The following is a 22,348-nucleotide window of genomic DNA, read 5'->3' on the forward strand; positions in this document are numbered from 1 at the left end:
TATGAGAAAAGTAATTGTTAGTATTGCGTTTTTAATATTTTTCATCTCCTGTAAACAGGAAAAGAAAGAATCATCTGAATCAGTAGTTGAGAAAATTGAAATGCGTGAAAGTGAATGGGAAATTTTATTTGATGGCACATCATTAGATAAATGGAAAGAATTTCAGAATGATGCCGTTGGTGATGTTTGGAAGATTGAAGGTGATGTCTTGATCTACACTCCACCATCTGAAGGTGAAGAGAAAAAAAATCATGACCTTGTTACAAGGGATGAGTATACGGATTTTGTACTTTCTTTGGATTGGAAAATATCTGAAGCTGGCAACAGTGGTGTTTTTTGGGGTGTGAATGAGGATGCTAAATACGGTACGGGCTATCAAACAGGTCCTGAAGTTCAGATACTAGATAATGATAAACATCCTGATGCAAAAGCTGGTACTACCCATCAAGCAGGTGCATTATATGACATGGTTTCGCCGGCAGAAGATGTAACCAAACCAATAGGTGAATGGAATACCATGGTAATTACTGTAAACCATAAAGTCAATATGGGAAATGTTATTTTGAATGGTACTGAAATGGTCACCTTTCCTGTACAAGGCGAAGAATGGGATGCTATGGTTGCGGACTCTAAATTTGCAGGCTGGGATGGTTTTGGTAAGTTTACAACTGGTAAAATCGGATTACAAGACCACGGAAACATTGTGGCGTTTAGAAATATAAAAATCAAACAACTTTAAAAGCATAACCACGTATGAAAAATAAATATTCATTATTACTGTTAGTAACATCTTTCGGTATAATATCATGCCAAGAAAAAGTAGAGCCGATAGAGAATGAGAAAACTGTTGTAGAAGATAACGTTATCGTTTATGAAGAGTATATCGGAGACGAACCTACTACGCCTGAAGAAACGGAATTTTATGAGCCAAAGGTGGCAGTTGTAAAACCTGGGTCGATCGGTGCCGCACCAAGTGATGCCATTGTACTTTTTAATGGCACAAATTTGGATAACTGGATTAGTTCTAATGATAGCACAGCGGCTAAATGGCATTTAAACAAAGATGCTAGTATGACGGTTAATGATAAGACGGGAAATATACAGACGAAGCAAAATTTTGGTGATGTACAATTACATATTGAATGGAAATCACCTTTACCTGTTCAATTGGAGGGTCAGCATAGAGCTAATAGCGGTATTTTTTTAAATGGTATGTATGAAGTTCAAGTACTAGATCAAAATGATAACCCCACATATGTAAATGGCCAAGTAGGTTCTATATATAAGCAACATGTTCCTTTAGCGATGGCTTCGGTGCCAACAGGTGAATGGAATACGTATGAGATTATTTATCATGCACCAGAATTTAATGCTGATGGAGGCAAAATAAAATCAGGTGATATTACAGTAATTCATAATGGTGTTTTAGTTCAAGATCATGTAGAACTTAAAGGGACAACTCCTTATATAGGGTGGCCTAAAAACCCAGCGCATGGTAAAGGACCATTATTATTGCAAGATCATGGTGATGATAGTCGTGTAAGTTTTAGAAATATTTGGGTTAGAGAGTTATAGTCTAATTCATAAAGTATAGTTTAAAGGAGTGAACAAGAGATTATTTTTGTTTGCTCCTTTATTAATTAAGGACAGAGATAGGATTGAAATTAAATTTAACAATTATCTTACCTTTGTCTAAATCTAAAATGTATTTATGATTCAATCGATGACTGGCTTCGGAAAGTGTGTAGTTCAATTGCCAAACAAAAAAATTACGGTAGAGATAAAATCACTCAATAGTAAGAGTATTGACTTAAACGCTCGTATGCCTTCCAGTTATCGCGAAAAGGAGTTAGAATTAAGAAAATTGGTTGCTAACTCACTTCAACGTGGTAAAGTAGATTTTAGCCTGTATGTTGAGTTAACGGGCGACGAAACTACCTCTCAGGTAAATGAGGTTGCTGTAAAGCAATATATGGCTCAGTTGAAAAATATTGCTACTGGTGATGATCTTAGGTTGTTAGAAATGGCGTTACGTTTTCCAGATGCCATGAAAACGGCAAAAGAAGATATTGATGAAGAGGAATATGAAGCTATAAAGGAAGCATTAAAAGGTGCGTTGGTTGAGATAAATGAATTCAGATCTGAAGAAGGTAGCGTATTAGAGCAAGATTTTTTAGATAGAATAACTTCATTGAACAATCTCTTAGAAGAGGTGATTAAGATTGATCCAGATCGCCAAAGTACTATTCGTGAACGATTAGAAAAGGCTGTTCAAGATTTAAAGACAGATGTAGACGCAAATAGATTTGAGCAAGAGCTTATTTATTACCTAGAAAAATATGACATCACAGAAGAAAAAGTAAGATTAGCCAACCATTTAGATTATTTTGGAAAAACCCTAAAATCTGACGATAGCAATGGTAAAAAGCTGGGTTTTATTTCTCAAGAAATAGGTCGTGAAATCAATACAATAGGTTCAAAAGCCAATTATGCGCCAATGCAGCAGATAGTGGTTCAAATGAAAGATGAGCTTGAAAAAATTAAAGAACAAATGTTAAATGTGCTATAGATGAAAGGTGGAAAACTTATAATTTTTTCAGCGCCCTCTGGCAGTGGGAAAACAACAATCGTGCGTCATCTATTGGCTCAACCAGAATTGAATTTGGCTTTTTCTGTATCTGCGACTTCAAGACCAAGAAGAGGTAAAGAGAAGAATAAAGAACATTATTATTTCATGTCTGTTTCTGAATTTAAAAATCATATTAAAAATGATGATTTTTTGGAGTGGGAAGAAGTATACCGAGATAATTTTTATGGTACATTAAAAAGTGAAGTAGAGCGTATTTGGGCTGATGGAAAGAATGTTATTTTTGATATTGATGTCGTTGGTGGACTTCGAATTAAAAAGAAATTTCCAGAACAAACTTTGGCTGTTTTTGTAAAACCACCTAGTGTAGACGAATTAAAAATCAGACTTAAGAAACGAAGTACTGAAAGTGAAGATAAAATAAACATGCGTATTGCAAAGGCGTCTGTTGAATTAGCTACAGCACCTCAATTTGACAAAATCATCAAAAACTATGATTTAGATGTTGCTTTAAAGGAATCAGTTGATTTGGTGGCTTCTTTTATTGATGACGATAAGGAATAAGATTAGATGAAAAAGGTTGGACTTTATTTCGGAACGTTTAACCCTATTCATATTGGTCATTTGGTCATCGCGAACCATATGGTGGAGTTTTCAGATTTAGATGAGGTTTGGCTCGTAGTAACCCCTCAAAGTCCTTTTAAGACAAAGAAAACGCTTTTAGATAATCATCATAGATATGAAATGGTCTATGAGGCCACAAAAGAATACCCAAAATTACATCCTAGTAAGATTGAGTTCGATCTTCCCCAGCCAAATTATACGGTGAATACCTTGGTGCATTTAGATGATAAATATCCTTCTGGGTATAGTTTTTCATTGATTATGGGCGAGGATAATTTAAAAGGCCTGCATAAATGGAAGAATTATGAGACCATTTTAGAGAACTATACTATTTACGTGTATCCAAGAATTTCAGAAGGGACTTTAGAATCTCAGTTTATGCAACACAAGAGTATTCATCGGGTTAGTGCACCTATTATGGAAATATCTTCCACCTTTATAAGAAAAGAGCATAAAAACGGAAAGAACATAAAACCCATGTTACCTCCTGAAGTCTGGACTTATATTGATGAAATGAATTTTTATCGTTAGTCTAGTATTTTTCCTTTTACTAGTTTATCAGTTGCTAAATAAACATCCTCTTTATTATAATACCAAGCACGTACCTTCGGAATTTTAATACCGTTAACAGTAATCATCTCGGATAATAATATATATTCACCATCATTTTTACTTTCATCATGAAAGAATTGGTACACTTCCATAGCGTAGGTTTTTGGGTCAAAATAGAAATACCAAGTATCGCTACCAACTTCTTTTTCGTAACCTGCCTTAAGTACTAGATATTCTTTTCCTTTAAAGGTTTTTTTCTGAACTTTGGGGTCTATTATAGTGCCAGGGTCCTTTAGCTTCATCGGAAGTCCATACAGATAGGTGTAATAATTTTTCATCATTTTAGCCCTGTCACATGAGATTTTTAGACTATCCTTAACCTTAGCTGAAATAGTAGTACTACCATCTAATTTTAAAGTGCACTCTTCATTATTTAATTCAGATTCTATGGTGTAATTATCTTTTTTAACGGTAGACTTAAAGTAGTTAGAAGGTAAGTCTATTTGTATGGTAGTGCTTCTGGTACCGTTATTAGGACTCTCCATTTCAATAAGCATTTCGCCTTTAAATGATTTCCAATTATCATTAGGGTCATGAAAAGCTAGAGCTTTTTCAAGAAGTTGTTTTCCGCTAATTTCCTGTGCAAATGCAAGAATATTTACCTGTAGTGCTAAAAATAAAAAAAAGTACCTCATCATCATTTTAATTTGTGATGACAAGGTACTTATAATTTCAGTTTTTAAATACTGTTACGACTTTTTAGGGTGTTCAATAGTTGCTGGTGCTATAGAACTATCGTGTTCATTATGATATTGTTGTAACAAATTCATCGTAGAGGTTATCAAGTCTTTTGTTTCCAACAATAAAGAAAAGTATAGGGTCGTATTTTTCGGACTAGATTCTTCTGTACGTGTTCTAGCAATTTGAGTTTGAATTTTGTCAGAAACCATAGCGAACAGTTCTTCTTTCTGATCTAAGACAAAACCAATTTGTTCAAAAGATTGATTTGTAAAAGCTGTTTGAGTTTGATTTAAAATTTCTTCAAGTTTTAAATCAATTTGCTTCAACTCTTTTATCTGATTATATTTTAATTTCTTATGATTGTTATTGACATGCTTGTGGCTAACTTTTCCAATATACTCCAAAGATTGAGCTATATCTGTCAAGTAACCAAGTGCATTAATATAGAAGTTACTAGCACCAATACTATTTTCATCAAGATTTTTGATAAAATAAAAGATATGGTCACGTAAATCATCAATTTCATTTGAGAGTTTCTCTCCTTGTTTTTTGTTCTTTTTCAACAAATTAACATCTTGTTTTGCAAGACCGTTAATGGAGTTCGTGTAAATTTTATTTGTTCTTTTTAAAACATTTGAAATATTCTCAGCACTTTCTATTATTACACCTTGTATAGAACTACTCTCAGCTCTATTCAGCGAATCTTCTGCACGTAATTCTTTTGCCTTTTTATTATGTGAAATATAGTTTCTTGCAAGTAGTAATATGGCCAATAATAAAAGTACTGCTATCGCAGCGCCTTTACCAAAACTAATCAGCGCCAAAATAGTACCAGAGGCAACAAAAGCGATAATTGCTGTACCGAACCATCCACCGATAACATTAAGCACCCCTGCGACTCTATATACAGCACTTTCGGCACCCCAAGCTCTATCAGCTAAAGATGTTCCCATGGCGACCATAAACGTTACATAAGTGGTTGATAAGGGTAATTTATATGATGTAGCAACCGAGATTAAGATACCTGCTACCATAAGATTTACGGCCGCGCGCACCATATCAAAAGCAGGTAACTCATGTACCTTGTTTTTAGTTAAAGCAATTACAGGTTTTTCAAATTGCTTGTCAATCTTAGTTTGCCATGATTTAGGCAAAATATAAGTTAATGACTCTGAAATAGCTATCGCTAATCGAACCAAGCCACGTGATAGAAAATTTGGCTGAAACCTTTCTTTAGTATCTTCTTGACTAGAAAGATCTAAAGAAGTTTTAACCACACTTTTAGCTTTACTAGAAAACCACAAAGTAAGTACCATTACCATACCTGCTATAAATAAAAGCAAGGTTGGTGTGGGAACTTTTTTCGCCAATATACCCATACTAAATTCTGATGCAGCAACACCAGAAGCCACCCAAGCTTCATATGATTGCCATGCAGCAATTGGCACTCCAATAAAGTTTACCAAATCGTTACCAGCGAAAGCTAAGGCCAAAGCGAATGTACCAACTCCAATAATTAATTTATATATATTGGTGTTGGCGAATTTCATTAAAATGAAGGATAGAACTGACCAAATTAAAAAGTTAATAAGTACTAAGACCACTACTTTAGTCTCCAAGAATTCTTTTATAGTAATACCACCAATGATATCAAAACTCTCACCAGCAAAAGATGTACCGCCTATACCTTTCATTAGAATAAAGTAAGTTATAGAGGACAAAGCGAATCCACCAAAAAGAGCACCTACCCATGTTGGTTTTTTCTCAAAGTTATAAGATAAAAGTAATCTTGAAACCCATTGCACCAAAGCACCAATAGAAAAGGCAACTACAACAGAAAGTAATATTCCAAATATAATTTGAATGGCTTTGTCATTATTGATGTAATTAACTACCTCTGTAAAACTTCCATTATCTGCTCCAATTTTAATCAATGACATCGCCACTGCTGCACCTAAAAGCTCAAAAACTATTGAAACAGTTGTTGATGTTGGCATACCAAGGGTATTAAAGAAATCTAACAACAAAATATCAGTAATCATTACGGCCATAAAAATGAACATTATCTCATCGAAATAAAATTCACCTGGATTGAAGATTCCTTTTCTCGCAACCTCCATCATACCGCTAGAGAAAAGTGCACCTGCAGCGATACCAAAACTGGCTACGATCATTATAGTTTTAAATGATATGGCTTTAGAACCAATTGCCGAATTTAAAAAATTCACCGCATCGTTACTAACTCCTACAACAAGATCCGCTACAGCCAATATGGCAAGTGCGATAAGCATTAAAAAATAAATATTGTCCATAATATAGTACTCTAAGAATTTGCAAATATCATTATCGCTTCCCGCTGTAATGTTACGTAAAGGTTATTTTTTGTTAAAAATGAATGTCTAACTGTAATCTATACATCAAGCCATCTTGACCGCCATCTTCTGAAAGGTAGCTTAAGTCTGTCTGAACTTTTAATTTATGCCCTACAATGTATTTTGAAAGCCCAAAAGTGTATTGTGATTGAGGATTTCTTCCCGTTATTTCTTCATCAAGTTTAATATTGGTAAATCGGCCAGATACTTCTAGATTGTTCTTGAACAAATAGCCGGTTTGTAGGTTTATTCCATCTCCCACTAGTACTTCATCTCCGGTAAGCGAGCCATCTGAATTTATAGCTATGGGATTATCAGCAGTTCTATGCGCATATTCTCCCATAAGAGAGAACCCATTGTATTTAAACATTGCATCTATAAAAAGTGTGCTAATATCAGTTTCATAAAAACCTGTATCATTGAACATATAGGAGCCTTGATTACTTCTAGTTTTTACTGCATTTTGATTACTGTCGAAGGTTGCTGCCACCATTAATTTGGGAGTTTGCTCTCGCTTATGATCACTACCTTTATACTCCCCTTTACTTAAAAATTCTCCAAAAGGTAGTAATTCTAGACGAGTAGTATATTGATGACCACCTAGATTGCCTGTGGTAATATTTCTCCCCTCTCCTTGAGATACTGCAAATATTTCGCGAACTAAAAATTTTTCAGAAAGGTTGAATTTATGTCTTAACTGAAAGCCCATGTCACGGTCAATATTAAACCTGCTGTTTAATAAGGAGCGATTAACCTGCTGTAAATCGCCAGATGAAATTACACGTTCTATATTGCCGGGCAATTTAGTTTGGCCGAACCATAATACAAAATTTTCGTAAAAATTCCACTTAACCACTGCATCAAGAATATACCTTGGTGCGTTACTCGTAAACTGCGAAGCCCCTGAAATGTCTCGATTAGAAAGACCTAGTTCTAGTTTGTATTCTAATTTAGGTGAGTATGCATATCCGCCAAATTTAAGTCTCGCTCTACGGACAAGGAAATTTTGCTCAGGATTTATAAGACCACCATCAACCGCATCCCAATTACTTATTGCTAGTATTTGCATTCTAGCGCCTACATTCATGGTCCATGAACTATCTTTTCCAACTAGATTGAACAAGCCTTTACCAAAAGATGGAGAATTTGATTCTTGACTTATAGCGCTAGATGTAATTAATAAAATTAGGCATAGCCAAATTGGGGCAATTTTCATTATGTATTAGTTTTTGTCGACTGCAAATTACTTAAACGAATGTTAAGTTAATGTATTCTTAATATTAACATTTGGTGGTGTTCTTAATGTCTGGAGTATTAAGTTTATTTTAAACTTGACAAAACAAAGAATGTCTTCGCCAATGATAAGTAGTATTTATAAAAAAAGCTACCTTGAAGAAGGTAGCTTAAGATTTCAAAAAACTAGTCGACAAAAACTAATAGTATAAGAAATCGGGTTGTCAAAAGACAGTAACGAAGTTCAGTGTTATTCATCACAGTTGTGTAACGCTAACATTAAGTAATCTTTAATTTATGTGAGCGCTTTTATAAAACCAACTTTATGCTTAGTTGATTTTGAATATTTTGCCGCTTATTATTTTGAGGTGGTTTTTAAGGTAGATATACCAATTAAGCTTAAGGTTTTAGATTGTAGGCTAGCTTGAACGTTAATTGTTTCACCGGAAGTAATAGTAACTGGTAATTTAATAGTTTCATAGCCTAAAAATTGTACTATGATATTATAAGTTCCTGGTGTAAGGTTGTCAAACTCAAACTTACCATGAAAATTTGTGTGTGTAGATAATGTAGTATTTTCTATGGATACGGTAGCCATTAATAACGGTTCGTTAAAAAGTTCGCCATCTAATATATTGCCTTGTAGAGAACTGTTTTCCTGTCCAAAAGATAATGAGCAAATCATTAGTGTAATGAGAAAAAATACCTGTTTCATTTGTGTTTTTAATTTCTTCTACAAAGAAACTACGGCTAGGTTAAGTTAAGGTTATGCGAGGATTATTAATGTGTCTCTTAATGGTTAAGAGATTGTTCAACTAATTTCTAGTTTGACTTTTCTATTTCTATGATGAAATAGCAAAAAATGTATCTTGCAGACTTATAAAAGAGAATACATGAATTGGGAGCAATTACTTTCTTTACGCAGGCAAGGAGATAAGAATAAACGTTTACGAAACGAGCAGGATGAGACCCGATTAGGGTTCGATGTAGATTATGATCGAATTATTTTTTCTTCTGCCTTTAGAAGTTTGCAAGATAAAACTCAAGTAATACCATTATCAAAGACAGATTTTGTGCATACCAGATTAACTCATAGTCTTGAAGTTTCGGTTGTTGGTAGAAGTTTGGGTAGGTTAGCGGGCAAAAAAATTATAGAGAAGCATCCTTATCTAAAGGAGGTTCATGGTTATAAGTTTAATGATATTGGTGCCATTGTTGCTGCGGCTGCACTTGCGCATGATATTGGTAACCCGCCTTTTGGGCACAGTGGTGAAAAAGCGATTGGCGAGTATTTTAAAACAGGAAACGGTTTAAAATACAAAGAGCAACTTTCTGAAGTGGAATACCAAGATATTATAGATTTTGAAGGTAATGCCAATGGTTTTAGGTTAATGACTCAAGATAGAGCAGGGGTGTCAGGAGGTTTGCGATTAAGTTATGCTACTTTGGGTGCATTTATGAAATATCCAAAAGAATCACTTCCGAAAAAACCCACGAAGCATATTTGTGATAAAAAATTCGGGTTCTTTCAGAGTGAGAAATATATTTTTGAGGAAATAGCTCAAGATTTAGGCTTACCAACGAGAAGCAATCATGGTACGGTTTCTTATGGAAGGCATCCATTAACATTTTTAGTTGAAGCCGCCGATGATATTTGCTATACCATTATTGATTTTGAAGATGGTATTAATTTAGGACTTATCTCTGAAGATTATGCTTTAGAATACTTAATTAAATTGGTAAAGAACACTATAAATACCAATAAGTATAATTCTTTAGAGTATATGGAAGACAGGCTAAGTTATTTGCGTGCTTTAGCCATAAACACGCTGATTCAAGATGCGGTTTCTATTTTTATAGAGAATGAAGAGAGTATTTTAAATGGTACTTTTGAAGTATCTCTAATGGATAAAAGCGGTTATAAAGCTCAGATTGAAGATATCATTAGTCTAAGTGTTCAGAAAATATATCAATCTCAAGAAGTAGTTGAAAAGGAGATTGCTGGGTATACTATCATATCTGATATTTTAGATGTTTACATTGGGGCTTTAATTGGTAAGAAATATGATAATGCATCGAATTATCATAATCTTATGTTGCGAACCTTACCAGGGTTTTATCAGCAAACAGACAAGTCACTTTATGATATATTATTGAATACGTGCTGTTATGTTGCAAGCCTTTCAGATAGTGCAGCAGTTCATATTCACAATAAAATTAAAGGCAGGCAGCTTTAGAAACCATAAAGTATACCTACCGCCAATATTTGTTTGAATTGTATTTTGGGTATACCTGGGTTTAAAATGGTACCGTTGTCATTTTTAACGACGTCAAATAGGATATCGTCATCATAAATCATTTGTGTACCTAAACTGGTGCTTATGAACTTATTTACTTTCATATTAAGGTTCAGTTCCCAGTCTACGTCAATGTTACCAAAACTTTTAATGTAATCGGTATATAGATTAAGCCTACTTTTTAATTCGATGTTATCGGCAATGTTATAATTAAAATTATTTGTGATGAGTATCCCGATTTCAAGTAGATGATTTTCACCAGGGGTTATCACATTTCCATCAGCATCTAGTATTGCTTCATTTACACCAAATGCGCCATTATCTGCTAAGTCTTGATCCAATACAAAGGTCGATTTTTGTGTAAGGGGAGATAAATACAAATTGAATTTTTGATCTTTAGTTATAAATGAGGTACCTGCTCCAAATAACAGGTAACCAGGTGCCATAAATCTTGAAATTGGGGTATCCCTATCTGGATATTTATAACCGTTAGAAAACTGGGTGTTAAAGTTGAGCTGAACGGAATAAAACCAATTACTGATGGTGTCTTTTCGAAAACCTAGGTTTGAACTTAATCGAATTACATCTTCTGTTTTTCTAAGTTTTCGTCCATCTTGTGCATTAAGACCATAACGCAGTTCTAAATTATTATCCCACTGAAAGTGGCTGAACTTATATTTCCTAGCAAATTTCAAAAACCCTAGACCACTAACAGCATTATCACCCCCAGCATTCCAATTGACAAAGGCTACTTCACTAACATTTATACCGAAACTATTTTCTTTTTCCCAAAATGAGGGTACTCTAAATCGTTGAAAACCTTCTTGTAAGGTCTTGGTCTTATTAAAATTGATATTAGGAATATTTAAATTGACATCTTTTCTCGGCGAATATATTTTGTCTACCGTTCTTCGTATAACAATGGTATCAATTACAACGCTGTCAACTACAATGCTATCTACCAAAATAGGCGCCGGAATGGTGTCTTGGCCGAAAGACCAAATTGACACTAAAAGAAGTAAAGGGGCTATAAACTTAATGGGTTGCGAAAGTATTCTTCTCATAGAAACTGTTGTACATATTTTTTTACGGACATCTTATCTATTCCTGCTTCTTTATATAGTCTTTCGGTATTGCCGTGTGGAATAAAAAAATCAGGAATGCCAAATATCTTAATTATTTTATGGTTTCCAGTATTATTTGCAAATTCTAATACGGCAGTGCCAAATCCTCCAATTGCAGAACCATCTTCTAAAGTGATGATATGATTAAATTTTTGAATTATGTGTGCTAGCAATTCTGCATCTAAAGGTTTAATGAATGGAAAATTGAAATGAGCTAAGTTTGAATTTTGTTCAATCTCATTAATGATTTCGGTTGCTACATTTCCAATAGGCCCTGTGGTGAGAAAGGCAATTTTATTTCCTTCTTTTAAAAGTACACCTTTACCTATGGTCATTTTGCTCATAGATTTTTGCCAGTCTAAAATGTTACCCCTTCCTCTAGGGTAACGTATCGCAATAGGATGTTCTAATCCTAGTTGGGCGGTGTACATTATATTTCTTAATTCTATCTCGTTTATAGGAGAACAGATTATAAGATTTGGGATACATCTTAGGTATGCAATATCAAACACACCATGATGTGTAGGGCCATCTTCGCCAACTAGACCTGCACGGTCCAAACAAAAGATTACAGGTAGGTTTTGTATGGCTACATCATGAATAACTTGGTCATAAGCCCGTTGTAAAAATGTGGAGTATATATTACAAAATGGAATTAGACCATCAGTTGCCATACCCGCTGCAATGGTTACAGCATGTTGTTCGGCTATACCCACGTCAAAAGCTCTTTCTGGCAAGATATCCATCATAAATTTTAAAGAACTACCCGTTGGCATCGCTGGTGTAATACCTACTATTTTTTCATTTTTCAAGGCCAATTCAACCAAGGTTTTTCCGAATACATCTTGATATTTCGGAGGAAGTTGCTGAAGCTCTTTCTTTTGTAGTTCACCGGTTTGCTTGTTAAATTTACCAGGCGCATGATAAACTACTTGGTTTTCTTCAGCGCTCTTAAGTCCTTTACCCTTGGTAGTAATAATATGTAATAATTTGGGGCCTTCTATCTTTTTTAGTCGTTCTAATTCTTTTATTAATAAGGGTAGGTTATGACCATCAATGGGTCCGGTATAATGAAAATTTAGGCATTCGAATATATTCTCTTCTTTTGCAGTTCCTGTTTTTACATTAGTTAGGTATTTTTTTAAAGCACCAACACTGGGATCTATACCCATTGCGTTATCGTTTAGTACTACCAAAATATTGGTATTGGTTACCCCAGCATGATTTAATCCTTCAAATGCCATACCGCTAGCGATAGATGCGTCGCCAATTACAGCAATATGTTGTCTTTGTATATTTCCTTGTAATTGTGCTGAAAGTGCCATGCCTAAAAGCGCCGAAATAGAGGTAGAACTATGACCAGTTCCAAAAGCATCATAAATACTTTCTTCCATTTTTGGAAAACCACTTATACCACCAAATTGCCTATTGGTTTCAAATATTGATTTTCGGCCGGTAAGTATTTTGTGTCCGTAGGCTTGGTGACCTACATCCCAAATTAATTTGTCTATTGGCGTATTGAATGCATAATGAAGGGCAATCGTTAATTCTACCACCCCTAAACTTGCACCTAAGTGACCTTCTTTTACCGAAACAATATCTATGATGAATTCACGAAGTTCAATAGTCAATTGCTCTAAATCTTTAAGGTTTAAAGTTCTGAGATCTTGAGGAGTATTTATATGTTCTAGAATTGCTTTCAAATTACCTTTGTAATGGACAACAAAAATACTTTTTTAAAAATGAAACTATCGTATTTTTGAAGCTATGGTTTTACCTTATGATGATGCTTATTATATGAAAAAGGCGCTTCAAGAAGCAGAATATGCTTTAGAAGCGGGTGAAGTGCCAGTAGGTGCTGTAATTGTAGTGCAAGACCGCATTATTGCAAGGGCACATAATCTTACCGAAAAATTGAACGATGTAACGGCACATGCAGAAATGCAAGCGATTACATCAGCTGCTAATTTTCTAGGGGGTAAGTATTTAAAAGATTGTACACTGTATGTAACCTTAGAGCCTTGCCAAATGTGTGCGGGTGCTTTATACTGGAGCCAGATAGGTAAAATTGTTTATGGATCTACCGATGTACAACGAGGTTGTGGTGTAATGGGAACAACATTACACCCAAAAACGAGGATTATGGGTGGTATTCTTGCAGATGAGGCGGCTTCATTATTACAACAGTTTTTTCAAAAAAAAAGAAAGTAGTAGCTATGACTTAAAACAAAAAAACCACGCATTTGCGTGGTTAGATTGATTTTAGGCAAAAAAGAATATTTTTATAGTACTTGCACCTGTCCGGCTACAGTACCTTTTCTTCCCTCTTCTTCTTCATAACTCACTTTATCTCCTTCTCTAATTTCTGTTCCATGTAAAGCGGTGGCATGAACAAAAATATCTTTTCCTGTTTCTTCGTTTGTAATAAACCCAAAGCCTTTAGATTCATTGTAAAATTTGACGGTGCCAATCATTGTATTGAAATTTAATATTAACACTCTAATTTACTATATTTTTGCTTTGATTGGTAGTGAATGGATTTATTAATTTGTCGGAGTATCTTGATTATCAGTGTTTCTAGGTTTTTTCCCTTGCATTTTACGAACGTTTTCATCGGTCAACATATAATCATTGAATTTTTTGCCTTTACTCTCTTTGATTAAGAAGAGCGGCATGGCTAATAAAAACAATCCTAATGTGCCAGAGCCTATAAATTTATTGGCGGTATCTGCTTGTCCTTCCTCCAGGTTAAATCCGTAAATAATTAATCCAATAGAAATAAGTACAATTGTAGTAATTAGGTATTTCATATGTTTAATTGTTTTAGAGGTCGTTTAAAATTATGTTTGTTTAATTACTTGGTAAATCTTATCAATTCTCTTCTGTAGGCAGTCAGTAATTTAGATTTCGACACGAAACCCATGTATTTTCCATCTTTAACCACCGGAAGATTCCATGCGCCACTATCCTGAAATTTCTGCATCACTGTCTGCATACTATCTTCGCCATAATATATATGGTCAGGCGCCATATGAGTAAATGTTTCAACTTTGGTGGTAGCATATAATTTAGTGTCGAACATAAATTCTCGAATATCATCTAATAGAATAATACCTAAAAACTTATGGTCTACATCTACAACTGGGAATATATTTCGGGTCGATTTGGCAACGGAATCATGTAACATTTCGCCTAATGTCATTTCTGGGTGCACAATTTTAAAATTGGTTTCTATAACCGTATCCAATTCCATAAGTGTAAGAACCGCATGATCTTTATTGTGGGTCAATAGGTCGCCACTCTCCGCTAATTCACGCGTGTAAATTGTATAATCTACAGTGTTTTTGGTGATGATATATGAGATAGATGCTGTTATCATTAAGGGTACAAAAAGCGCATACCCGCCTGTTATTTCAGCGATAAGGAATATGGCTGTAAGTGGAGCATGCTGAACCCCTGCAATAAGACCTGCCATGCCTATTAAGGTGAAATTACTTTCAGATACCGAGAAGCCTAAGCCAGAATTATTGATGATTTTGGCAACAACATTACCTAGGGCACTGCCCATAACCATTGTTGGGATAAAAATACCCCCAGCACCACCAGCCGCTAATGTAGTGGTCATCGCTACCGCTTTAAAAATGGTTATGCCAAATAGTAAAGCGATAACCACCCAAATATTATTGATATAAGCATCAAAAGGAGTTTTACCTAAAGCTTGAATGTGATCTCCGATTAATAAATTATTAATAAACACAAAACCTTCACCATATAAAGGCGGAATCATATACAGCATTATTCCTATTGCGAGTCCGCCAACCAAAAGGCGATATTTCGGACTTTTTAAAGGCTTAAAGAGGTTGATGATGCCAAAGTACATTTTGGTGAAATAAATAGATGCAACAGCAGTACCAACACCAAGCAGAACATAAAACAAGGTGTCTTTAATTTCAAAAGATTCAGTTATCGTAAAATTGAAAAGCACTTCGTTACCCATAAAAAAGTAGGAGGTAAGTACACCACTTATCGAAGCTAGTAAGAGGGGTAGCATTGATATCATGGTGAGATCTAAACTAAATACCTCGACAGCAAAAATTATGGCTGCAATGGGTGATTGAAATATGGACGAAATTGCACCTGCTGAGGCACATGCAATTAATAAGGAACGAGTTTTTGAATTGATATGAAATAACCGACCAAGATTAGAACTAATTGCCGCACCCGTTGCTACTGCCGGACCCAATAAACCAACTGATCCACCGAAACCTACCGTTAAAGGCGCAATAATCAATTGTGTGTAAACTTGCTTTACGTCAATATTTCCTTTGTTTTTTGATAATGAGAATAGAATGGACGAAACGGCATGTTTTAATTTTTCTTTATGGATGTATTTTACATAAAGATATACAAGGGTAAGGCCGACTATAGGTAGAATGAAATATAGCTGATTACTAGAAAAAATGATACCTTTTTCTAGGGATGCCTCAATAAAATAAGTAATGTTTTTCAACGTCACTGCCGCCAAACCAGCCAAAAGACCAACTGCAACACTTAAGATATAGATAAAGGTCTTCTGGGAGATATGTTTATACCTCCACTTATAAATACGTCTTAAAATCTTGTTTTTTTGAATGGGCATGTTGCAACCATGTCATTTATAGTGTTCAAAGGTATTTAATTACTTGCTATGATTCTTTAAGAAATGAATAAGAGTATTTCTAAAAAACTATAAATGAGTGCTTTCGGTAACGAAAATATAATTAAAGGAAGAAGCATTTCGATTTATTCATAGGAATTTTAAATAGTTGTGATTGCTTTGCTCGAATTGAAGTCAATAGAAAATCCTGCACTAGGCAGGATTTTCAACTATTATTCAGATGGTGGATTTTATTTCAAATCCAACTTCAAACTCAGTTCCTTTAACTGTGCATCATCAATTGGTGCAGGAGCATCAATCATCACATCTCTTCCACTATTATTTTTAGGGAAGGCGATGAAATCTCTAATCGTTTCTTGTCCGCCTAAAATGGCAACTAGTCTATCTAAACCAAACGCAAGTCCGCCATGTGGTGGAGCTCCATATTGGAAAGCATCCATTAAAAATCCGAATTGTGCTTTTGCTTCTTCAGGAGTAAAACCTAAATGCTTGAACATGGTTGCTTGTGTATCTTTATCATGAATACGAATAGAACCACCACCAATTTCATTACCGTTTAACACAAGGTCATATGCATTAGCACGAACCGCACCTGGATCAGAATCTAATAATTCTAATTGACCAGGTTTAGGAGAGGTGAATGGGTGGTGCATAGCATGGTAATGCCCTGTTTCTTCATCAAGCTCTAATAATGGAAAATCTACTACCCATAATGGAGCAAATTCGTTTGGTTTTCTAAGGCCTAGTCTTGTAGCCATTTCCATTCTAAGCGCGCTTAGTTGTGTTCTTGTTTTATTGGCATCGCCAGATAATACACAGATGAGGTCACCTGATTTAGCGCCAGTTATTTCTGCCCATTTAGCTAAATCTTCTTGATTGTAGAATTTATCAACGGTAGATTTAAAACTTCCATCAGCGTTACATTTTACATAGACCATTCCTTTTGCGCCAACTTGCGGGCGTTTTACCCAGTCTACTAGTGCATCAAGTTCTTTTCTAGTGTATTCAGCCGCACTTGGTACAGCAATACCAACTACTAATTCAGCATCATTGAAAACTGAAAATTCTTTATGTTGAGCTATGGTATTCAGTTCTCCGAATTCCATGCCAAAACGAATATCGGGCTTATCGTTCCCGTATTTTGCCATGGCATCATCATAGGTCATCCGTGGAAAAGAATCGATTTCTACACCATTAACTTCTTTTAAAAGATATTTGGTTAAATCTTCAAATACGTTTAGGATATCTTCTTGTTCTACGAATGCCATTTCACAATCTATCTGCGTAAATTCTGGCTGTCTATCGGCACGTAAATCTTCATCTCTAAAGCATTTTACAATTTGAAAGTATTTATCCATACCACCTACCATCAACAATTGCTTGAAGGTTTGCGGTGATTGTGGCAAAGCATAAAATTGACCTTCATTCATTCGGCTAGGAACAACAAAATCTCGAGCACCTTCTGGGGTAGATTTTATTAAATATGGAGTTTCAACTTCTATAAAACCTTGGTTCGATAGAAATTTTCGCACCTCCATAGTTACCTTACTTCTAAAGATTAAGTTGTTTTTTACCGGATTTCTACGGATATCCAGATATCTATATTTCATACGAAGGTCTTCACCACCGTCAGTTTCATTTTCTATCGTAAATGGAGGAGTTTTAGATTCATTTAAGATGGTAAGCTCAGAAACCAAAACCTCTATATTCCCTGTAGGGATATTAGGGTTTTTTGAAGCTCTTTCTATTACCTCTCCTTTAATTTGAATCACGAATTCACGACCCAAATTTCTTGCTTGCTCTAATAATTCTTTTGAGGTACGGTCTTCATCTAAAACAAGTTGTGTAATACCATAGCGATCTCGTAAATCTACCCAAACAACGAAACCTTTGTCTCTAGTCTTAGCTACCCAACCAGATAGGGTAACTGTTTGGCCAATGTGTGATTCTCTTAACTCCCCGCAGGAATGGCTTCTATACATAATACTTACTTTAATGAAAGGGCAAATTTAAGAAGTCTATTTCATTAAAGATCTATTTAAGATGCAGGTTTTGCAATCTGAATTCAAACTAGAAAATATGTTTATATTAAAACATAATATACTGATAGTCAGGTCTTAAAATACTCAATGTAAAGTTAATGTAAATTAATAGTTATTAAAACATTGATTAAATAGAAGATAAATGTATATTTGTAGCGTATTACTACGCAATAATTTAATTAAAAAAATATAGATCATGAAAAAAATACTGATTTTGGCCGTAATGGCATTGTCTTTTGCAACGTATGCTCAAGTTGATCCAACCTTTGAAAAAGAAGGAGATATGGTAAAAGCAACGTATTTTCATGCAAATGGAGAAGTGTCTCAACAAGGTTACTTTTTAAACGAGAGATTAGAAGGTGAGTGGAAAATGTTTAATGTGAAAGGTGATAAAATTGCCATAGGGAATTATGAGAACGGAGTTAAATCTGGGAAATGGTTATTTTGGGAAGGTGACGTAAAAAAAGAAGTGAATTTTGATAATAACAGAATTGCTAGTGTTACCAATGCTAAAACAAAAGAGCCTGTTGCAGTAAATAAATAACAATAACTACATATTTAAAAGCCCGTATCGTTAGATACGGGCTTTTTGCTTTTTAAAAAGTAGTTGCAATTAAGCAACATTGCTCAATTGCTCTTTTTCTTCATCGTTTTTATCTCCTGTGCCTCTAAACTTTATTTTAATACGGTATACAATATTGAATAATACTGGCACAATAATTAGGGTTAAGAAGGTTGCCACAATTAATCCGAAGATTACTGTCCAAGCCAATGGTCCCCAGAAAATAACGTTATCTCCACCGATATAAATTTTAGGGTTGAACTCTGAGAATAGCGAAAAGAAATCGATATTAAGACCGATAGCTAAAGGTATTAACCCAAGAACAGTGGTAATTGCTGTTAAAATTACGGGTCTTAACCTAGCTTTACCACCTACAATCATAGAATCTGTAGCATCATCAATAGTTAAAAGGTCGCTATCATCCATACCTAATCTAACCTTTTTACGATCTACGAGAATCTGGGTGTAGTCGAGGAGAACCACCCCATTATTTACGACAATACCCGCTAAAGAGATAATACCCATCATGGTCATCATAATTACGAAAGACCACCCTGTTATCATTAATCCTCCAAATACGCCAATAAAGCTTAAGAAAATGGCAATCATAATTATTAATGGTTTCGAAATACCACCGAATTGAAATATTAAAATAAGCATGATTAATCCTAGGCCAGAGAAAAAGGCACCTACCAAGAACGCTTGTTGTTTCTCTTGTTCTTCTAATTGACCTGTGTAATCGATTTTAATAGTATCTGGTGTGCCCTCAAAGCTTTGCATTTCTCTTTGAATTTCACTTACAATTGCACCAGCATCTGTGAACCCTGGTTTTAATCCAGAATATACAGTAACCACTCTTTTACCATCACGGTGTTTAATGGCACTAAACCCAGAGGTGTTTTTTTCAGTTGCAACTGCAGAAATAGGAATTTCTTTAATTTGACCATTAGCGGGATCTCTAAAAATGATATTTTGATTGAAAAGTGCACTTTTATTATACCTTAAATCTTCGTTGAAGCGTATGTTAATATCATAATCATCACCGTCTTCTTTGTAAACACCTGCTTTTTCTCCAAAAATAGAGCGTCTTAATTGATTACCAACCTGACCTACTGCTACGCCCAATTCACCTGCTTTTTCGCGATCAACGATTACTTGCATAGATGGTTTGCCTTTGTTTACATCAATTTTCAATTCTTCAATACCAGCAATATTTTTGGTGTTAATGAAGTTTTTAATGTCTTCAGCGGTATTAATCAATTCATCATAATCTTTACCTTCTAATTCAATATTGATTGGGAAACCGGCCGGTGGGCCATTAGCATCTTTCTCAACTGAAATAGCAACACCAGGGTAAATTCCTTGAAGTGCTGCTTGAACACGGCCACGAATGTCTTCGGTGTTTAATCCTTCACGGTATTTAAATTCACTAAAGTTTACCGTAACTTTTCCTTTGTGTGGCATTTCTGCAGAAGAACCACCATCGGTTAGTGGGTTACCTGCACCTTCACCTACAACAGAAACAGCAGATGCCATCATAAAGTTTTCTCCGTTCTTCTTGTATTTCTCATCATCCATTATTGCATAAACTTGCTTTTCAACCTCTAGAGTGATTTCGTTGGTTTTCTCAATAGATGTCCCTTCAGGATATTCTACATAGACATATATTTCATTCGGTTTATTATCTGGGAAAAATTCAATTTTGGTACGGCCACTAATTAATGAAAAATAAAACAAGACAAATACACCTATCAGGGACATAAAGGTAAAACCAAAATACAAATAAACATTACGACCATTTAGTGCATGTTTTAAGCGACGTTCATACCAATTTTCAAAACGTGACATCGTTTTTTTCTGGAATTTGATGGCAGTGCCCTTAATTACATACTTATAGGCCCAGAACATGATTCCTGTTAAAATTAAAACAGAGCCTAAACCACGCATTGCACCACCAAATACTAATATTAATGTACCTAAAACGCCTAAAATTACACTCATTCTTATGAGCTGCTTTAGGGTAAGTTCTTTTTCATCGGTGCTCATAAATTTAGAAACAAGCATCGAGTTCATGAAAATTGCTACAAATAACGATGAACCTAAAACTACTGAAAGTGTGATAGGAAAATAGATCATAAATTGACCAAATATTCCTGGCCATAAACCTAACGGTACAAATGCAGCTACGGTTGTTGCTGTTGAAATTATAATAGGGTAGGCTATTTCGCCAATACCTTTTTTAGCGGCATCGATACGTGGCATACCTTCGTCCATAAGACGATACACGTTTTCAACCACCACAATACCATTGTCCACCAACATACCTAGACCCATAATCATTCCGAAGAGAATCATGGTGTTTAGGGTGTATCCAAGCCATGAGAGTATTACAAATGACATAAACATTGACATCGGTATAGCGAAACCAACAAAAAGGGCATTTCTAAATCCTAAGAAAAACATTAACACCGTAACAACAAGGATAATCCCAAAAATAATATTGTTCACCAAGTCATCTACTTGATTCAATGTACGGGTAGAGGAATCGTTTGCAATAGAAATGTTAAGGTCTGGTGGAAAGTAATTTGCTTTCTCATTCTTAACAATTTCTTTTATTTTATCTGCTGCAGAAATAGAGTTTCTACCTGCTCTTTTTTTAACATCGAGCATAACCACATTGTCACCGAATTCGCGGGCATACGTGGTTTTATCTTTTGCCTTAAAGTTAATACTTGCAATGTCTTTTAAATAAACCGCCCCGTTTTCAGATTTAACTACAAAGTTTTTAAGTTCATTCGGATTTTCTATTTCCCCTAAAATACGAATCGTACGTCTTTGCCCAACGGTTTTAAGATTACCCGCAGACATCGTCATGTTACCGTTGCTAATAGCACTAATAACATCTTGAAAACTAATTTTAGCAGCCATCATTTTATAAATATCAACAGCAACTTCTACTTCCTTATTTTGAGCTCCACGAATATCTGCTTTTTTAATTTCAGGAAGATCTTCAATTTCGTCTTGTAAGTATTCTGCATATTCTTTTAACTTTTCTACAGGGTAGTCACCAGTAAAGTTGATGTTCATAATAGGAACTTCTTCAGAAAAGTTTAAGTCAAAAACATTGGGCTCAACTTTGGCGCCATTAAAGGTAGGCCAGTCTTCACTTGCCTTTTCACTATCGACCTCATCCTTTACTTTTTGCTTAGCTTGCTCAACGGTAATTTCCTCATCGAATTCTACCGTTAAAACAGCGTAATCTTCTTGCGAAGTAGATGTGACTTCGACCACATTACTAATGTTCTTTAATCTATCTTCTAATGGGTCTGTAATTAGTTTTTCAATATCCTCAGCTGTGTTACCAGGGTAAGGGGTGCTAATGTAAATTTTAGTCTCTACAATTTCTGGAAAATCTTCTCTAGGCATGGCCATATAGGCATTGAAGCCTAACCATAAAAATATGCCAATCATTACATAAATAACTGATGGATTATCAATGGCCCAAGACGATAAACTGAATTCTTTATCAGCGTTTTTTTGTACTTTGCTCATCGATT

19 protein-coding genes are annotated in these 22,348 nt (G+C 35.0%); 8 read left to right on the forward strand and 11 right to left on the reverse strand.

Annotated features, from left to right (window positions below):
• Position 1: 1 nt before the first annotated feature.
• The 5 genes from B5X55_RS09755 (at position 2) to nadD (ending at position 3,742) form a co-directional block, all read left to right on the forward strand.
• Complete coding sequence (locus B5X55_RS09755) at positions 2–739, forward strand: 3-keto-disaccharide hydrolase (RefSeq protein ID WP_079512436.1); 738 nt, start codon at positions 2–4, stop codon at positions 737–739.
• A 14-nt stretch (positions 740–753) separates the two neighbouring features.
• Positions 754–1,575, forward strand: a complete 822-nt coding sequence (locus tag B5X55_RS09760) for a 3-keto-disaccharide hydrolase (RefSeq protein WP_079512437.1) — start codon at positions 754–756, stop codon at positions 1,573–1,575.
• A gap of 136 nt (positions 1,576–1,711) precedes the next feature.
• Positions 1,712–2,569 (forward strand): YicC/YloC family endoribonuclease, encoded by an 858-nt coding sequence (locus B5X55_RS09765; RefSeq protein WP_079512438.1) that lies wholly within the window; start codon positions 1,712–1,714, stop codon positions 2,567–2,569.
• Positions 2,570–3,151: a guanylate kinase gene (gene gmk, locus B5X55_RS09770; RefSeq protein ID WP_079512439.1), complete on the forward strand. Its 582-nt coding sequence runs from the start codon at positions 2,570–2,572 to the stop codon at positions 3,149–3,151. It abuts the gene before it with no gap.
• 6 nt (positions 3,152–3,157) lie between these two features.
• Positions 3,158–3,742 carry a nicotinate (nicotinamide) nucleotide adenylyltransferase gene (gene nadD, locus B5X55_RS09775; protein WP_079512440.1) on the forward strand — a complete coding sequence of 195 codons (585 nt, stop codon included), beginning with the start codon at positions 3,158–3,160 and terminating at the stop codon, positions 3,740–3,742.
• Here the strand turns inward: nadD and B5X55_RS09780 are convergent.
• From B5X55_RS09780 to B5X55_RS09795, 4 genes are all read right to left on the reverse strand, one after another.
• Complete coding sequence (locus B5X55_RS09780; protein WP_317042705.1) at positions 3,739–4,458, reverse strand: DUF6503 family protein; 720 nt, start codon at positions 4,456–4,458, stop codon at positions 3,739–3,741. The genes nadD and B5X55_RS09780 overlap by 4 nt on opposite strands.
• Before the next feature lie 54 nt (positions 4,459–4,512).
• On the reverse strand, positions 4,513–6,816 hold the full coding sequence (locus B5X55_RS09785; protein WP_079512442.1) for an inorganic phosphate transporter: 2,304 nt from the start codon (positions 6,814–6,816) through the stop codon (positions 4,513–4,515).
• 73 nt (positions 6,817–6,889) lie between these two features.
• Complete coding sequence (locus B5X55_RS09790) at positions 6,890–8,092, reverse strand: porin (RefSeq protein WP_079512443.1); 1,203 nt, start codon at positions 8,090–8,092, stop codon at positions 6,890–6,892.
• A gap of 375 nt (positions 8,093–8,467) precedes the next feature.
• Positions 8,468–8,824 (reverse strand): carboxypeptidase-like regulatory domain-containing protein, encoded by a 357-nt coding sequence (locus B5X55_RS09795; protein ID WP_079512444.1) that lies wholly within the window; start codon positions 8,822–8,824, stop codon positions 8,468–8,470.
• A gap of 178 nt (positions 8,825–9,002) precedes the next feature.
• Between B5X55_RS09795 and B5X55_RS09800 the strand changes: the two genes are divergently transcribed.
• Complete coding sequence (locus tag B5X55_RS09800) at positions 9,003–10,346, forward strand: deoxyguanosinetriphosphate triphosphohydrolase (protein WP_079512445.1); 1,344 nt, start codon at positions 9,003–9,005, stop codon at positions 10,344–10,346.
• On the opposite strand, the gene B5X55_RS09805 is transcribed toward B5X55_RS09800, so the two are convergent.
• Both B5X55_RS09805 and B5X55_RS09810 read right to left on the reverse strand, forming a co-directional pair.
• Positions 10,343–11,470: a DUF3078 domain-containing protein gene (locus B5X55_RS09805; protein WP_079512446.1), complete on the reverse strand. Its 1,128-nt coding sequence runs from the start codon at positions 11,468–11,470 to the stop codon at positions 10,343–10,345. The two genes, B5X55_RS09800 and B5X55_RS09805, sit on opposite strands and share 4 nt — an antisense overlap.
• Positions 11,467–13,233 carry a 1-deoxy-D-xylulose-5-phosphate synthase gene (locus B5X55_RS09810; protein ID WP_079512447.1) on the reverse strand — a complete coding sequence of 589 codons (1,767 nt, stop codon included), beginning with the start codon at positions 13,231–13,233 and terminating at the stop codon, positions 11,467–11,469. Before B5X55_RS09810 ends, B5X55_RS09805 begins: the two co-directional genes overlap by 4 nt.
• 64 nt (positions 13,234–13,297) lie before the next feature.
• Between B5X55_RS09810 and B5X55_RS09815 the strand changes: the two genes are divergently transcribed.
• Positions 13,298–13,741, forward strand: coding sequence for a nucleoside deaminase (locus B5X55_RS09815; RefSeq protein ID WP_079512448.1), 444 nt, complete (start codon positions 13,298–13,300; stop codon positions 13,739–13,741).
• Between the two features lie 71 nt (positions 13,742–13,812).
• On the opposite strand, the gene B5X55_RS09820 is transcribed toward B5X55_RS09815, so the two are convergent.
• The 4 genes from B5X55_RS09820 to aspS form a co-directional block, all read right to left on the reverse strand.
• Positions 13,813–14,004 carry a cold-shock protein gene (locus B5X55_RS09820; RefSeq protein ID WP_079512449.1) on the reverse strand — a complete coding sequence of 64 codons (192 nt, stop codon included), beginning with the start codon at positions 14,002–14,004 and terminating at the stop codon, positions 13,813–13,815.
• A 69-nt stretch (positions 14,005–14,073) separates the two neighbouring features.
• Positions 14,074–14,340: a hypothetical protein gene (locus B5X55_RS09825; RefSeq protein WP_079512450.1), complete on the reverse strand. Its 267-nt coding sequence runs from the start codon at positions 14,338–14,340 to the stop codon at positions 14,074–14,076.
• A gap of 44 nt (positions 14,341–14,384) precedes the next feature.
• Positions 14,385–16,169 (reverse strand): chloride channel protein, encoded by a 1,785-nt coding sequence (locus B5X55_RS09830; protein ID WP_079512451.1) that lies wholly within the window; start codon positions 16,167–16,169, stop codon positions 14,385–14,387.
• 248 nt (positions 16,170–16,417) lie between these two features.
• Complete coding sequence (gene aspS, locus B5X55_RS09835; RefSeq protein WP_079512452.1) at positions 16,418–18,169, reverse strand: aspartate--tRNA ligase; 1,752 nt, start codon at positions 18,167–18,169, stop codon at positions 16,418–16,420.
• Positions 18,170–18,425: 256 nt separating this feature from the next.
• Between aspS and B5X55_RS09840 the strand changes: the two genes are divergently transcribed.
• The gene (locus tag B5X55_RS09840) at positions 18,426–18,773 is read left to right on the forward strand and encodes a toxin-antitoxin system YwqK family antitoxin (protein WP_079512453.1); all 348 of its coding nucleotides are present in this window, start codon (positions 18,426–18,428) and stop codon (positions 18,771–18,773) included.
• Positions 18,774–18,842: 69 nt separating this feature from the next.
• On the opposite strand, the gene B5X55_RS09845 is transcribed toward B5X55_RS09840, so the two are convergent.
• Positions 18,843–22,343, reverse strand: a complete 3,501-nt coding sequence (locus B5X55_RS09845; RefSeq protein ID WP_079512454.1) for an efflux RND transporter permease subunit — start codon at positions 22,341–22,343, stop codon at positions 18,843–18,845.
• Between the last annotated feature and the right edge of the window lie 5 nt (positions 22,344–22,348).

It is taken from the genome of Maribacter arcticus (assembly GCF_900167935.1).
Taxonomy (GTDB): Bacteria; Bacteroidota; Bacteroidia; order Flavobacteriales; family Flavobacteriaceae; genus Maribacter; species Maribacter arcticus.

Bases quoted from the DNA above. Each gene is read 5' to 3' on its own strand.
- B5X55_RS09755 (WP_079512436.1), top strand. From the start codon at position 2: ATGAGAAAAGTAATTGTTAGTATTGCGTTTTTAATATTTTTCATCTCC.
- B5X55_RS09760 (WP_079512437.1), top strand. From the start codon at position 754: ATGAAAAATAAATATTCATTATTACTGTTAGTAACATCTTTCGGTATA.
- B5X55_RS09765 (WP_079512438.1), top strand. From the start codon at position 1,712: ATGATTCAATCGATGACTGGCTTCGGAAAGTGTGTAGTTCAATTGCCA.
- gmk (WP_079512439.1), top strand. From the start codon at position 2,570: ATGAAAGGTGGAAAACTTATAATTTTTTCAGCGCCCTCTGGCAGTGGG.
- nadD (WP_079512440.1), top strand. From the start codon at position 3,158: ATGAAAAAGGTTGGACTTTATTTCGGAACGTTTAACCCTATTCATATT.
- B5X55_RS09780 (WP_317042705.1), bottom strand. From the start codon at position 4,458: ATGAGGTACTTTTTTTTATTTTTAGCACTACAGGTAAATATTCTTGCA.
- B5X55_RS09785 (WP_079512442.1), bottom strand. From the start codon at position 6,816: ATGGACAATATTTATTTTTTAATGCTTATCGCACTTGCCATATTGGCT.
- B5X55_RS09790 (WP_079512443.1), bottom strand. From the start codon at position 8,092: ATGAAAATTGCCCCAATTTGGCTATGCCTAATTTTATTAATTACATCT.
- B5X55_RS09795 (WP_079512444.1), bottom strand. From the start codon at position 8,824: ATGAAACAGGTATTTTTTCTCATTACACTAATGATTTGCTCATTATCT.
- B5X55_RS09800 (WP_079512445.1), top strand. From the start codon at position 9,003: ATGAATTGGGAGCAATTACTTTCTTTACGCAGGCAAGGAGATAAGAAT.
- B5X55_RS09805 (WP_079512446.1), bottom strand. From the start codon at position 11,470: ATGAGAAGAATACTTTCGCAACCCATTAAGTTTATAGCCCCTTTACTT.
- B5X55_RS09815 (WP_079512448.1), top strand. From the start codon at position 13,298: ATGGTTTTACCTTATGATGATGCTTATTATATGAAAAAGGCGCTTCAA.
- B5X55_RS09820 (WP_079512449.1), bottom strand. From the start codon at position 14,004: ATGATTGGCACCGTCAAATTTTACAATGAATCTAAAGGCTTTGGGTTT.
- B5X55_RS09825 (WP_079512450.1), bottom strand. From the start codon at position 14,340: ATGAAATACCTAATTACTACAATTGTACTTATTTCTATTGGATTAATT.
- B5X55_RS09830 (WP_079512451.1), bottom strand. From the start codon at position 16,169: ATGCCCATTCAAAAAAACAAGATTTTAAGACGTATTTATAAGTGGAGG.
- aspS (WP_079512452.1), bottom strand. From the start codon at position 18,169: ATGTATAGAAGCCATTCCTGCGGGGAGTTAAGAGAATCACACATTGGC.
- B5X55_RS09840 (WP_079512453.1), top strand. From the start codon at position 18,426: ATGAAAAAAATACTGATTTTGGCCGTAATGGCATTGTCTTTTGCAACG.
- B5X55_RS09845 (WP_079512454.1), bottom strand. From the start codon at position 22,343: ATGAGCAAAGTACAAAAAAACGCTGATAAAGAATTCAGTTTATCGTCT.